Origin of the sequence: Curtobacterium sp. USHLN213 (genome assembly GCF_037144815.1) — a bacterium.
Classification (GTDB): Bacteria; Actinomycetota; Actinomycetes; order Actinomycetales; family Microbacteriaceae; genus Curtobacterium.
In genome coordinates this window covers 1-13,510 of sequence record NZ_JBBCYQ010000023.1, presented here as the reverse complement: position 1 = coordinate 13,510, position 13,510 = coordinate 1, and the positions used below count along the sequence as shown (strand labels likewise).

The window sequence follows — 13,510 nt, the reverse complement described above, 5'->3', positions numbered from 1 at the left end:
GGGCCCCCCCGGCGGGGGGCCCTGGGGGGGGCCCGCGCCCCCGGTGGGGTCCCCCACCCCCACCGCCGCGTCGGGCCCCCCGCCCCCCCCCCCGGCGGGGGGGGGGGGGGGGCGCCCCCCCCCCCCCCCCCCCACCCGTCTGTACTCGGGTCGCGTCAGCGACGTGGGTCGCGTCAGCGACGTGCGCCGCGTCGGCGACCGAAGCGCCGCTGCAGGCCCCACTGGGTGGTGCGGAGCATCGCCTCGAGCACGATGGAACGACTCATCTTCGAGACGCCGTGCACCCGGTCGCGGAACCGGATCGGGACCTCGACGATGCGCCCGCCGAGGTCGTCCACCCGCAACGTCATGTCGACCTGGAAGCAGTACCCCTTCGAGTCGATCGAGTCGAGGTCCATCCGGGCGATCGCGTCGGCGCGGTAGACCCGGAAGCCCGCGGTGACATCCCGCACGCCGATGCCGAGCACGAACCGGGCGTAGGTGTTCGCGCCGCGGCTGAGGACCTCGCGGTGGAGCGGCCAGTCGACCACCGATCCCCCGGGGACCCACCGCGACCCGATCGCGAGCATCACGTCGTCGGCGCCGTCGACCGCGGCCACGAGTGCCGGGAGCCGGTCGGCCGGGTGCGAGCCGTCCGCGTCCATCTCGACGAGCAGCGGGTACCCGCGCTCGAGCCCCCACCGGAAGCCGGCGACGTAGGCCGTCCCGAGGCCGAGCTTGCCGGAGCGTTCGAGCAGGTGCACCCGGTCGTCCGCGGCGGCGAGCTGCCGCACGAGGTCACCCGTGCCGTCGGGGCTGGCATCGTCGACGACGAGCAGGTGTGCGTCCGGCAGCGCGCCCAGGACGGCTGCGGCGATCGTGCGGACGTTCTCGGCCTCGTTGTAGGTCGGGACGATGACGAGCGCCGTGGCGCCCGCGGTCACCGGTTCTGCAGCCGACGCTTGATCTTGCCCGCGACGCTCCGCGGGCCCTCGGTCCGGAAGTAGTGCACGGCGCGACCGAGGTCGTGGCGGACGCCGTAGAGCTTCTTGCGGTCCGGGACGCGCACGCGCATGGCGTGCGGCTGGATCGTCGACGAGGTGTCGCGGACGCTCTTGTCGGCCGCGCGGATCGGGTTCCGGCAGAACTCGACGAGCGGGGCGAGGACGTTCTCCCACGTGAACTGCTCGCGCACGCGGTCGACGTTGCCGATGAACTCGGCACGGGCCTTCTTGTCGAAGAGCGCCGTCTCGAGCGCTGCGGCCAGGCCGTCGACGTCCTGCTCGTGCACCGCGATGCCGAGCTTCTCCTCGGCGACGAGGTCACCGAAGGAGTCACCGGCGGTCGTGACGATCGGCAGGCGTGCCCACAGGTAGTCGAGGATGCGTGTGCGGAACGAGAACGTGGTCTCGAGGTGCTCGTAGTGCGTCGAGACGCCGGCGTCGGCCTCGAGCAGGTAGGCGCCGCGTTCCTCGTACGGGATCCACGCGTCGTTGAAGAACACGTTCTTGCTGGTCAGCCCGAGCGCATCGGCCTCGGCGCGCACCTTGGCGACGATGTCCATCTCGGGCACGTCCGGGTTCGGGTGCTGCACGCCCATGAAGAAGAGCTTGACGCTCGGCTTCTTCGCGGCGAGCCGGCCGATCGCGCGGACGAGCGTGATCGGGTCGAACCAGTCGTAGATGCCACCGCCCCAGACGACGAGCTTGTCGTTCTTCCCGATGCCGGGGACGACGCCCTTGACCCGCTGCTGGTCGTGCACCGGCGGCGTCGACGACAGGCCGAACGGCACGACGCCGATGAGCGAGCGGAGGTCGGGGTCGCGCGAGTACGTCCGGGCGTTCACACGGCCCGAGCCGGCGAGCTGGCCGAGCCAGAACATGCGCTGCCGCTCGGAGGCGCAGATGAAGTAGTCGCCGAGTTCGAGCTGGTGGTTCAGGGTGTCCGACGCGTCGAGGATCTGCCGGTTCCACTGGTCGACGTCGTCGCTGCGGCCCTGCTCGAGCTGCTCGAGGTGCAGCGGGTCGTAGACGTCGACGACGAGGATCTTGCTCGTCGACTCGAGCACCGGGAACAGGCGGAGCGCGTGGCCCTGCACGATGATGACGTCGGCCCAGGCCTCGTGCTCGACCATCTGGCGCGGGTGGCGGTGCGGCACGGTGACGACCTCGTACGAGGGGTCGATCTGCGACGAGCGCGTGAGGCTGATGACCCGGACGTCGTGCTCGCCGGCGAGCTGCTTCGCCATCTGGGTCGCACGGATCGCCGGACCGGCCATCTTCTCGCCGATGGAGTCGCCCGTGATGATGAGGATCCGACGCCGGGTACCCACCTCGAGCACGCCGAGGGAGTGCACGATCTTGTCGTAGCCGGCCAGGTAGTTCTCGATCGGGTACGCGGGCTCGTCGCGGTTTCCGAAGAGGCGCAGGAGCTCGCGGTCGCTGCGCACGCGGGTCGCCTGGATCTGCCGACGCGACTCGGTCATCGACGGCAGCTGCTCGACGAACTGGTCGACGCCGTAGATGCCTGCCATCGCCGTCTTCGGCACGGGGATCGTCGGGACGCTGTCGTCGCCGGGGTTGCGGAGGTCGAGCTCGGTCGAGTCGAGTTCGCCACGACCGACGGCGCGACGGACGACGAGCGCGAGCGACCCGGGCAGGGCGGCTGCGAGCTGCTCGTCACCGAGGTTCTTGTAGAGCGTGAAGAGGGCGTTCCGTTCGAGCAGGTAGGTCTCGCGGAAGTCGCCGAACTTGTTCATCGACGCGTGGTGCTTGTGGAACGCGACGGACTTCGGCTGGTACCGGAAGCGCCAGCCGAGCAGGTTGAGCCGCCAGCCGAGGTCGACGTCCTCGTAGAACATGAAGTAGCGGTCGTCGAAGCCGTCGAGCTGCTCGAAGAGCTCCGCACGGATGAACATCGCCGCGCCGGTGCCGAACAGCACGTCGGTCTCGGACTCCCAGCGCCCGGTGTCCGGCGAGCCTGCGAACGGCTTGTAGCCCATGCCGTACCAGGTCATCGCGGCCTCGGTGAAGTCGACGTTGACGCCTTCCCAGTCGAGGACCTTCGACGCCACGGCGCCGATGTCCGCGCCGGAGGCGAACGTCGCCATGGCCTCGCGCACCCAGCCGGTGTCGGGTCGGGCGTCGTTGTTGAGGAACGCCACGATCTCGCCGGAGGACTTCTCGACGCCGAGGTTGCAGCCGCCCGTGAAGCCGAGGTTCGCACCGGCGTCGACGAGCGTGAAGTCGAGCTCCGACGCCTTCAGCCGACCGAGGTGCTCGGGGCCGGAACCGTTCTCGACGACGATGACCTCGAGCCGGTCCTGCGGCCAGTCCTGCTTGCGGAGCTCCGCGATGCTCGTCAGGGTGTCGTCCGTGCCCTTGTAGTTCACGAGGATGACGGACACGACTCCCGGCTTGCGCTCTGTCACGCGGTTCCTCCAGCAGCTGCCGCGCACCTGGCGCGGGTCGACGGGTCGGCCGCGGGGTGCCGACGGCCGATGACACCCTACAAGGCGCGCGCCCGCGCTCCCCTGAGATCAGCGCCGATTCGTGCAGAATGGCTCGGTGACCGCGACCAGCATCCCGACCGCTCCCACGTCTTCCCCCCTCGCCGCGGACTACGCCGCGATCGCCGCGGGCGACCACGCCGAGGGGCCGCGCGGGACCGTCCGGTTCGCGGTGTCGACGGACGACCCGGCCGAGGGCAAGGGCGACCTCTACGTCGCGCTCGGGCTGGCCCGGGCGCTGCGGGACGCCGGGTGGGGGGTCGCGATGTGGCCGATCACCCGCTGGGCCGACCCGGTCCCGGACGACACGGCCGTCGTGGTCGTGATGATCGAGTCCTTCGTGCCGGGCCGGGTGCCGCCGTCCACCGCCCTCGTGGCGTGGGTGCGCAACTGGACGGCGAAGTGGGCGGCCCTGCCGTACCTCGACGAGTTCGAGGCGATCTGGACGTCGTCGAGCACCGCGCGCGATGCCGTCGCCGCGCACTACGACGGCCCGGTCGAGGTCGTGCCGATCGGCGTCGACCTCGAGCTCTTCACGACCGACCCGGGTACCCCACGGAGCGACCGTGCGGTGGCGACCGTGAACTTCTGGGGCGTCCGCCGCCACGTGCAGGACGTCCTCGACGACGTCCGTCCGGCCGAGCCGATCGTCTGGTTCGCCGCGAACGCCGAGCACGTCGACCCGTCCCCCGGCGTCGAGCTGCGGCCGATGGTCCCCTACTTCGCGCTCCCCGAGGTCTACCGGTCGGCGGCCTTCGTCGTCGACGACGTCATCGCGCCCGCCGCCGAGTACGGCACGTTGAACTCCCGCCTCTACGAGTCGCTCGCGTCCGGGGCGCTCCCCGTGACGGACTGCGCGCTCGGACTCGACGAGCTCGGCCTCGGCGAGGTCCCCGTGTTCGAGGACGCCGCGTCCCTCGAGCGGGCGCTCGCGATGCCCGCCGACGAGCGGACGGCGCTGGTCGAACGGCTGCGCGCAGTCGTGGTCGAGCGACACTCCTTCGCGGCGCGTGCGGAGCAGGTGCGCCCGGTCCTCGAGGCGGCGATCGAGCACGCGCGGTCCCGGACCGGCAGCCGGTCCCCGTTCCTCCGCTGGGCGACGAACGAGCGCGAAGTCCTGCGGGTCGCCGAGCTCGAGCGCGACGTGCACCTGCAGGGCGTCCGCGACATCAACGAGCGGCTCGTCGTGGCCGAGCAGGCGGTGGCGTCGTTCGACGCCGCGCGTCGGCGTGCGGAGGAGGAGCGCGACACGATCGCCCTGCGGTACGACGAGCTCACCCGGTCGGCCGAGTACCGCCTGCTGCACCGCTTCGGCGGTCTGGCGCGCGCCGTGCGCCGCGGTACCGGACGCGGCTGAGCCGACCACGGACGAGACGGGAGGCGCCCCCCCGGCTGGTGGGGCGCCTCCCGTCTCGCATCGTGGTCCGTCGGACCGTCAGCGCACTACTTCACCGTGATCGTCCGGCACAGCGTGGTGTTCGCTCCCGCGCCGGTGTTCATCGCGTAGACGCAGACCTGCGTGCTGCCCGCCTTGTAGCCGGACACGGTCGTCGAGAACGAGTGGTTCGCGCCGTACCCGCCGTAGGTGGTGGCGAGCGACGCCTTCGCTTCGTTCGCGGTGAGCGACTTCGCGCCGGCGCCGTTCACGTACACGTGCACCTGGATCGGGGACGCGGTGTCCGGGTCGATCGTCCAGCCGCGCACCTTGACCTGGCCGGCCGCGGGCGAGGACACCTCGTCGAGCAGCAGGACCGGGTTGCCGGAGGTCATCGCGACCGTGCTGCAGGCGCTGGCGTCCTTCCCGCCCCCGACGTTCGTCCCGACGACGCACACGGTGTGCTTGCCCGGGCCGATGCCGGTGAGGGTGGCCTGGAAGCCGTGCTTCGAGTAGTACCCGGGGTACGCCTTCGCCGCCGTGGCGCTGGCCTGGTCGGCCGTGCCGGTGGTGATCTTCTTGCCGTCGACCGTGTACGTCACACCGATCGGCTGCACCGTGTCGGGGTCGACCGCGTAGCCGCTGACCTGCAGCGAGCCGAGCGTCGGCGACGAACCGGACTCGATCTTCACCGTCGGCGGGCCGGTCGGCGTCTGGAACGTCGTGCAGACGTTGCTGTTGCCGCCGGGTCCCACGTTGATCGCGATGATGCAGAGCTGGTGCTTCCCGGCCGGGACGCTGCTGCGGGTGAACAGGATCGCGTGGTCGTCACCGTAGCCGGGCAGTGCCTTGTCGAGGCCCGCCTTGGTCTGGTCGGCCGTGAACGAGGTCAGGGCCTTGCCGTCCAGGTACAGGTGGACGCGCAGCGGCGCGATCGTGTCCGGGTCGGCCGTCCAGCCGCGGATCTTCAGCTTGCCCGGAGCGGTCGACGATGCCTCGTCGATGACGATCCACGGCGAACCGCTCGCCTTCGTCACGGTCTTCGCCCCGAGCTGCGTCCACTTGCCCGTGGAGGTGTCCTTCGCCCACGTGCTGATCGTGTGCTTCCCGGCACCGATGCCGCTGATCGTCGCCGAGTAGCCGTGCGCGTCGCCCCAGCCCGGGTAGATCTTCCCGACGTCGGTGCGCGAGGCGCTGGCGGTCCAGGCCTTCTTCGCCACGCCGTCCACGCGGAGCTGCACGGGGATCGAGGACTTCGTGTCTGGGTCGATCGCCCAGCCGCGGACGCTGAGCTTGTCCGCCGCGAGGGTGGCCTGGTCGAGCTTGCCGAACGGCGCCCCGGTCCGGACGGTCACCTGCTGGCAGCCGAGCAGTGCGTTGGCACCGGCGCCCTGGTTGATGCCGAACACGCAGACGTTGTGGCTGCCCCCGGAGATCCCGGTGAGGGTCGTCGAGAACCCGTGGCTGGTGTTGCCGGCGCCGAGCTGGCTGCCCAGGTCGGAACGCGCCCCGTCGGCCGTGATGGTCTTCTTGCCGACGCCGTCCACGTAGAACGCCACCCGGATCGGGCTCGTCGCGACGTCGGGGTCGTACGCCCAGCCGCCCACCGTGACCTGGCGGAACCCGGCGGTCGCGGAGTCGACGTGCCCGGCGGGCGAGCTGCCACCGGTGGGCGAGCCGAACCAGTCGGTGTACATGCGCCAGAAGTTCCGGTTGCCGTACGCCGAGCAGCCGTCACCCGTGCCGTAGAGGTTCGACATCGCGGCGGCGTTCGGGGTGTACGGCGTGTAGATGTACAGCCCGGCGGTCGCCTGGTTCTTGATGTAGACCGTCTTCCGACCGCACGCGGCGTTCGGGTTGTAGAGGATCGAGTTGTTGCGGCCGGCCTGGTACGCCCACGACGTCGGCGAGGCCTGGTAGCGCTTGAACTGCAGCGCGGCGGCGTACACCTGCTGGCCGAAGCCGTAGTACTTCGGGTCGCACGGCGCGGTGTCCGGGCACGCGAAGCCGGTGGCGTGCAGGTACATGTAGCTCGTCGGGCTGTTCGTCGTGACGATGCCCTGCTCCTTCTGCAGGAGCACGAGCAGGACTTTCTGGCTGATGCCGCACGCGGCGCCGACCTGCGCGATGACCGTGGCCGCCGACTTCACGCCGCCGTTGATCGCGGAGCACCGACCGGACACGGCGGCGATGCCGCTCATGTTCTGCGAGAAGTTCTTGAGGCAGGCCGGGCCGCCCGATGCCTGCTTGCAGTTCGGCGCGACGCTGTTGAGGAACGACTGCACCGACGACGAGCTCATCGCCGACCCGTTGTAGAAGTTCACGTCGCTGATGATGTTGCCCGGGTCGAACGACGCGGCGGTCGCGGCCGAGGCGGACTCCGTCGTCGTCTGCTCGGACAGCACCGTGCCGAAGGTCAGGCCGCTCACGGCGACCGCGAGGGCGGCCACGAGGGCGAGGGACGACCGCAGCGGGCGTCGTCGCCCGTCGGTTCGGATGGATCGCATCACGGCACCTCCGCCGTCATCGGGTCGGACGTGGTCGACTGCGCGCCGACCCGGTAGTCGAGGGTGATGGACCAGGTGCCGCTGGACACCTGGGCCGCCGGGAAGGACACCTGCGCGCAGTTCACGGAGGACGCGCTCGCCTCCGCCGTGCTGGTGAGGGTCCGGGTGACACCGCTCTTCGTCGCGGTGAACGTGCACGTGCCCGACGTGTTCGTCGTGCCGGAGACGAGTCCACCGGCCTGGAGCGTCCGGCTGCCCGTGTCCCACCCGGCGTACGTGACGACGGCGGTGGCCGGGAAGTCCGACGGGTCGTCGTCGGGCTCGGTCGTCTGGCCGGAGCCCGGGAACGCCGAGGGGCTGTCGTCCGCGTCGTCGGAGCTGCTCGGCGACGGGGTCGACGAGGGGGCGGACGTCGCGGTCGCCGACGCGGTCGGAGTCGGTGCGGCGGACCGCGTGGGCGACGCGGTGGGGTCGTCGTCACTCATGGCGGAACAACCCGCCGCGAGGAGACTGAGAACACCGACCACCGCGAACGCAGCGATCGGCCGTGACGCGAAGTGCATGCTGACGGGCCGTCCTGTGGATGTTGACAAGGGTCCGGGTTGCGTCAACGGTAACCCCAAAGTGAAGGTTGAGGGTTCAATCCGCGCACATTCACCCCCGCACGGGGGCGGACGACAGGTGTCGCCCGGTCCGCAGCGCGCACCGGCGTCCTGGGTGATGCGGTGAGTATGCTGTTCCGGTCCTGCCCCCACGAACGAAGAGACACATGGTCGATCAAGCCCGCATGGCCGCGCTCGCGAAGGAGCCCCTGGTCGTGGTCGGCGCTCCGACGAGTGCCATCCGAGGAACCTGGCGAGAACTGCGCGACGTCTTCCGGCAGCGCGAGATGCTCGGCATGCTCGTGCGCCGCGACCTCAAGGCGCGGTACAAGGACTCGGCGCTCGGGTTCGTGTGGACGCTGGTGCGCCCGCTGACCCAGCTCCTCATCTACTACTTCGTCATCGGCAAGGTGCTCGGCGCCGCGCACGGCATCGACAACTTCGCGATCTACGTCTTCACCGGACTCGGCGCGTACACGCTCTTCAGCGAGATCGTCGCGGGGTCGACCGGCTCGATCGTCGGGAACAGCGGCCTCATCAAGAAGGTCTACGTCCCGCGCGAGGTCTTCCCGCTCGCGAGCGTCGGGGCCGCCCTGGTGAACTACGCCATCCAGTTCGTCATCCTCATCGTGGCGACGCTGGTGCTCGGTGCGTTCCCGTTGCACGAGGGCCTGGTGTACCTGGTGCCGTCCCTCGCCGTGATCGTCGTCTACGGCGCGGCCATCGGGCTCGTCCTCTCCGCGCTCAACGTGTACCTGCGGGACGTGCAGTTCGTCATCGACGTCGGCCTGATGGTGCTGCTGTGGGGATCGCCGATCGTGTACTCCTACTCGATGGTCCTCAAGGAACTGCACGTCCAGTGGATCCTGACCGTCTACACGAACAACCCCCTCACGCTGTCCGTACTCGGCATGCAGAACGCCATCTGGCTGCACGACCCGGCGAAGGTCGTCTACCCCGACCACCTCATGCTCCGACTCGGCATCGCGTTCGTCATCGGCCTGTTCTGCCTCATCGGCGCCCAGCGCGTGTTCTCGCGCCTGCAGGGCAACTTCGCGCAGGAGCTCTAGACCCATGGCCATCAGCACCCCCGTCGCACCCACCGCCCAGCAGCGCGGCGACGAGCGCCCCGACGTCATCGTCATCGACCACGTCCGGAAGCGCTTCACCGTCCGCAAGGACAACACCATCCGCGAGCGGATCGTCACGCTCGGCCGCGCCGGTCGCAAGCACCGCCAGGACTTCTGGGCGCTCGACGACGTCACCGTGTCGATCCAGGCCGGGACCACCGTCGGCCTCATCGGCCAGAACGGCTCCGGCAAGTCGACGCTGCTCAAGGCCATCGGCGGCATCATCCAGCCGACGTCCGGCACCGTCTCGCGCCGGGGGCGGCTGGCCGCACTGCTCGAGCTCGGCGCCGGCTTCCACCCGGACCTGTCCGGCCGCGAGAACGTCTACCTCAACGCGGCGCTGCTCGGTCTGAGCCGCAAGGAGACCGAGGCGCGGTTCGACGACATCCTCGCGTTCTCCGGCATCGGCGACTTCATCGACACCCAGGTGAAGTTCTACAGCTCCGGCATGTACGTGCGACTCGCGTTCGCCGTGGCCGTGCACACCGACCCCGACGTGCTGCTCGTCGACGAGGTCCTCGCCGTCGGCGACGAGGCGTTCCAGCGCAAGTGCCTCGACCGCATCCGATCGTTCCAGGAGCAGGGCAAGACGATCATCATCGTCACGCACTCGCTCAGCCAGGTGCAGGAGATGTGCGACCGGGTCGTGCTGCTCAACAAGGGCAAGGTCCTGCACGACGGGGACGCCGTCCAGGCGGTCAGCAAGTTCCGTGACGTGCTCGAGGAGCGCCGGTCCGGCGAGCTCAGCGCCGACGTCGCCGTGGGCCGCGGCACCGTCCTCGGGGCGACCGTGCACGCCGACGGCAAGGAGCACCGCGCCGACGTCCTGCCCGGTGACGACCTCGTCGTGGACATGGAGTTCGAGCACCTCGACGGCGTCGCCGACTGGGAGGCCGCCGTCCAGATCAACAACACCGCCGGGCAGGTCGTCTACGGCACCACCACCGGCATCATGGGCGTCACGCTCCAGCCGCTGCACGGGCGCCGGAAACTCCGCCTCCGGATCACGGACACGAACTTCGGCACCGGCAAGTACTTCATCAACGTGTCGATGATGGACTCCGCCGGGCGGCACCTGCACGACCTGCCGGAGTGCGACTCGTTCGAGGTCCCGTCGTTCGGCGACGCCGTCGGCAGCGTCTACGCGAAGCCCTCCATCGAGGAGCTCGGCTGACGCCCACCGACGGCGCCTCCCGCACCGCGGTCGTCGTCGTCAACTGGAACCGTGCGGACCTCACGACCCGGGCCGCCCGCGCCGTGCTCGACGACGGCGCGGCCGACCAGGTCATCGTGGTCGACAACGGGTCGTCGGACGACTCCGTCGCCGTGCTCCGCCGCGAGCTGCCCGAGGCGACGGTGCTGGTCCGCGACACCAACGGCGGGTTCGCCGCGGGCGCGAACACGGGCATCCGGCACGCGGACGCCGACGTCGTCGTCCTCCTCAACAACGACGCCGAGCCGGCTCCGGGCTTCGTCGCGGCCCTCCGCGACCACCTCGACGCCGCCCCTGCGGCCGTGGCGGCCGTGACGGGCCGCATCGTGCTCGCCGGGCGCTGGTCGCGCCTCCAGGCCAGTGCCCCGGCCCCCGCCGGACGGGCGCTGCGCGACCACACCGGCCGCCTGTGGGTGCCCGACGCCGACGGCGAGGTCCGCCTCAACTCGACCGGCGTGCGGGTCGACCGCGACGGCAACGGCATGGACCGCGGCTGGTTCGGCGCGGCCGACCAGGCGGCGGACCGCGACGTGTTCGGGTTCTCGGGCGGCGCCTCCGCGCTCCGGAAGGCCGCGCTCGACGACGTCGGGCTCCTCGACGAGTCGCTGTTCATGTACTACGAGGACACCGAGCTCGCCTGGCGGCTCCGCCGCCGTGGGTGGCGCGTCGAGTACGCGGCGGACGCGGTCGTCGAGCACGACCACTCGGCGTCGTCGGGCGTGCAGAGCGACCTGTTCGTCTTCCGCAACGCCCGCAACCGGCTGGTCGTCGCCCTGTGGCACGCGCCGTGGCCGACGGTCCTGCGGGCTGCGGTCCGGACGACCGCGCGCGGCCTGGTCGGACTGCGTTCCGGTCGCACCCGACGGGAGGCGCGGCTCGTCCTGGCAGCGCTGGCCGACGTGACGGGGCACCTCCCCGCGCACCTCGCGCGGCGGCTCCGTGAGACGCGGGTCGCGTCCGTCCCGCGGAGCGCCGTGGACCCGGACGCATGAGCGGAGCGGGCTATCCTGGGGACTCCCCCGTCGACGGTCCCGGCCGCGGCGTCCCCGGCCGGAAGGAACCTCGCGTGCCGCAGCTCACCGTCCTCATCGACGGGACCGCGGTACCGCGCAACCTCGGCGGTGTCGGACGCTACGTCGAGGGGGTCGCGTCGCACCTCACCGACCCGTCGCTCGACGTGCACCTCGTCGTCCGGCCCACGCACGCCGCGCACTTCCGCGACGTCGCACCGCACGTGACGCTGCACACGGCACCGGCGTGGACCGACTCCGTGCCGCTGCGCTTCCTCTGGGAGCAGACCGGGCTGCCGGCACTCGGCCGGCGGATCGGCGCGGCGGTGCTGCACTCCCCGCACTACACGTTCCCGTTCTCGTGGCGCCGCGGCTCCATGGTGACGCTGCACGACGCCACGTTCTTCTCGAACCCCGAGTGGCACTCCCGCCTGAAGCGCACGTTCTTCACCTGGTGGAGCCGCCGATCGCTCCGGACCCGTCCGGTCGTCATCGTGCCGAGCGCCGCCACCGCGACCGAGGCCGCACGCGTGGTCTCCGGCATCCGTGCGGACGTCCGGGTCGCACCGCTCGGGGTCGACCGGACCGTGTTCCACGAGCCGTCCACCGCCGAGGTCGAGGACGCCCGCATCGCCGCGACGCTCCCCGACGATGCGTCCTGGATCGCGTTCCTCGGCACGATCGAACCGCGCAAGAACGTCACGGCGCTGCTCGACGCCTACGCCGCGGTCCGCGACGCCCGCGCGGTCACGGGGTCGGACACGCCCTGGCTGGTGCTCTCCGGTGCCCGCGGCTGGGACGAGGCCGCGATCGCACGGCTCGACGCGCTGCAGGACGCCGACCACGTCATCGAGGCCGGGTACCTCCCGCTCGAGGACCTCTCCGGCTTCCTCGGCGGCGCGGAGTTCGTCGTGTACCCGTCCCTCGGCGAGGGCTTCGGCCTGCCGGTGGTCGAGGCGATGGCGACCGGCGCGTGCGTGCTCACCACCCGGCGCCTGTCGCTGCCGGAGGTCGGGGGCGACGCCGCCGTCTACACCGAGCCCGACACGTCGGCGCTGGGGGCGGCGATGGCCTCGCTGCTCGACGACCCCGCGCTCGTCGCGTCGCACCGGGCGGCCGCACTCCGCCGGGCCTCCTCGTTCACGTGGGAGGCCACGGCCGCCGTGCACGTCGACGCGTACGCGGCCGTCGCTCGTGGCGGCTCCGGGGGTGTCCGATGACCCGGGTCGCGGTGCTCACCGTCACGTACAACACCGGTGAGACGATCCGGCCGTTCCTCGCGAGCATCGAGGCGGCGTCCAGTGACCCCGTGGCCGTGGTGATCGCGGACAACGGCTCGGCCGACCTCGACGCACTGCGGGCGATCGGCGAGTCGTACGGCGCCGTCGTGGTCTCCTCCGGGGGCAACCGCGGCTACGGCGGCGGGATCGACGCGGCCCTCAGCGCGCTCGACGACGTGCTCCCCGACGTCCGGCCGGAGTTCCTGCTCGTCACGAACCCCGACGTGGTCCTCGCGCCGGGCTCGATCGACGAGCTCGTCGCGGCTGCGGATCGTCTGCCGTCCGGCGGGTCGTTCGGTCCGCGGATCCTCGACGAGCAGGGCGACACCTACCCCTCGGCGCGCCAGCTCCCGTCGCTCCGGACCGGCCTCGGCCACGCGGCGTTCTCGCGCTTCTGGCCGGCGAACCCCTGGAGCCAGCGGTACTGGTCCACCACCCAGGTCGTCGAGCGCGAGGCCGGCTGGCTGTCCGGCGCGTGCTTCCTCATCCGGACGTCGTTGTTCCGCGAGCTCGGGGGCTTCGACGAGTCGTACTTCATGTACTTCGAGGACGTCGACCTCGGGCAGCGCGTGGGGCTCGCCGGGCGGGCGAACGTGTATGTGCCGACCGCCGTGGTGACGCACACCGGGGCGCACTCGACCTCGTCGAACCGGCGCCGCATGGAGATCGAGCACCACCGGAGCGCCTACCGGTTCCTGTCGCGGAAGTACCGGGCGTGGTGGCTGTGGCCGCTGCGGGCGGTGCTGCGCGTGGGGCTCGCCGTCCGGGCGCGCTGGGTGACGCGCAAGTAGCGCGCGCGGGGCGGCGCGCGGGGCGGCGCGCGGCGGGGGCGGCGCGCGGCGGGGGCGGCGAGCCCCACGCGCAGCACCGCCCGCAGCGGCCACAGCCACCACGCCCGGTACTTCC

10 protein-coding genes are annotated in these 13,510 nt (G+C 71.3%); 6 read left to right on the top strand and 4 right to left on the bottom strand.

The window, feature by feature from the left end:
• Positions 1–173: 173 nt before the first annotated feature.
• Together WFH25_RS19075 and WFH25_RS19070 are read right to left on the bottom strand one after the other, a co-directional pair.
• Positions 174–923 carry a polyprenol monophosphomannose synthase gene (locus WFH25_RS19075; protein ID WP_336699037.1) on the bottom strand — a complete coding sequence of 250 codons (750 nt, stop codon included), beginning with the start codon at positions 921–923 and terminating at the stop codon, positions 174–176.
• Positions 920–3,409, bottom strand: a complete 2,490-nt coding sequence (locus WFH25_RS19070) for a glycosyltransferase (RefSeq protein ID WP_336699035.1) — start codon at positions 3,407–3,409, stop codon at positions 920–922. The genes WFH25_RS19075 and WFH25_RS19070 overlap by 4 nt, the downstream gene beginning before the upstream one ends.
• A 136-nt stretch (positions 3,410–3,545) precedes the next feature.
• Here WFH25_RS19070 and WFH25_RS19065 point away from each other — a divergent pair, with 136 nt between their 5' ends.
• Complete coding sequence (locus WFH25_RS19065; protein WP_092386509.1) at positions 3,546–4,844, top strand: glycosyltransferase family protein; 1,299 nt, start codon at positions 3,546–3,548, stop codon at positions 4,842–4,844.
• Between the two features lie 86 nt (positions 4,845–4,930).
• On the opposite strand, the gene WFH25_RS19060 is transcribed toward WFH25_RS19065, so the two are convergent.
• Positions 4,931–7,369: a hypothetical protein gene (locus WFH25_RS19060; protein WP_336699034.1), complete on the bottom strand. Its 2,439-nt coding sequence runs from the start codon at positions 7,367–7,369 to the stop codon at positions 4,931–4,933.
• The gene (locus WFH25_RS19055) at positions 7,369–7,854 is read right to left on the bottom strand and encodes a hypothetical protein (protein ID WP_336699033.1); all 486 of its coding nucleotides are present in this window, start codon (positions 7,852–7,854) and stop codon (positions 7,369–7,371) included. Before WFH25_RS19055 ends, WFH25_RS19060 begins: the two co-directional genes overlap by 1 nt.
• A 284-nt stretch (positions 7,855–8,138) precedes the next feature.
• Between WFH25_RS19055 and WFH25_RS19050 the strand changes: the two genes are divergently transcribed.
• The 5 genes from WFH25_RS19050 (at position 8,139) to WFH25_RS19030 (ending at position 13,395) form a co-directional block, all read left to right on the top strand.
• Complete coding sequence (locus WFH25_RS19050) at positions 8,139–9,041, top strand: ABC transporter permease (protein ID WP_071295759.1); 903 nt, start codon at positions 8,139–8,141, stop codon at positions 9,039–9,041.
• 4 nt (positions 9,042–9,045) lie between these two features.
• A complete protein-coding gene (locus tag WFH25_RS19045; protein WP_070418481.1) occupies positions 9,046–10,275 on the top strand; it encodes an ABC transporter ATP-binding protein in 1,230 nt (409 codons plus the stop codon).
• Entirely contained in the window at positions 10,194–11,306 is a 1,113-nt protein-coding gene (locus tag WFH25_RS19040; RefSeq protein WP_336699031.1) for a glycosyltransferase family 2 protein, read from the top strand. Before WFH25_RS19045 ends, WFH25_RS19040 begins: the two co-directional genes overlap by 82 nt.
• A gap of 74 nt (positions 11,307–11,380) precedes the next feature.
• A complete protein-coding gene (locus tag WFH25_RS19035; protein ID WP_336699029.1) occupies positions 11,381–12,544 on the top strand; it encodes a glycosyltransferase family 4 protein in 1,164 nt (387 codons plus the stop codon).
• Complete coding sequence (locus WFH25_RS19030) at positions 12,541–13,395, top strand: glycosyltransferase family 2 protein (RefSeq protein WP_070418478.1); 855 nt, start codon at positions 12,541–12,543, stop codon at positions 13,393–13,395. Before WFH25_RS19035 ends, WFH25_RS19030 begins: the two co-directional genes overlap by 4 nt.
• Positions 13,396–13,510 lie beyond the last annotated feature (115 nt).

What these genes read in the sequence shown, in the direction of transcription:
- WFH25_RS19045 (WP_070418481.1), top strand. Translation starts at nt 9,046, where the DNA reads ATGGCCATCAGCACCCCCGTCGCACCCACCGCCCAGCAGCGCGGCGAC.
- WFH25_RS19050 (WP_071295759.1), top strand. Translation starts at nt 8,139, where the DNA reads ATGGTCGATCAAGCCCGCATGGCCGCGCTCGCGAAGGAGCCCCTGGTC.
- WFH25_RS19060 (WP_336699034.1), bottom strand. Translation starts at nt 7,369, where the DNA reads ATGCGATCCATCCGAACCGACGGGCGACGACGCCCGCTGCGGTCGTCC.
- WFH25_RS19030 (WP_070418478.1), top strand. Translation starts at nt 12,541, where the DNA reads ATGACCCGGGTCGCGGTGCTCACCGTCACGTACAACACCGGTGAGACG.
- WFH25_RS19055 (WP_336699033.1), bottom strand. Translation starts at nt 7,854, where the DNA reads ATGAGTGACGACGACCCCACCGCGTCGCCCACGCGGTCCGCCGCACCG.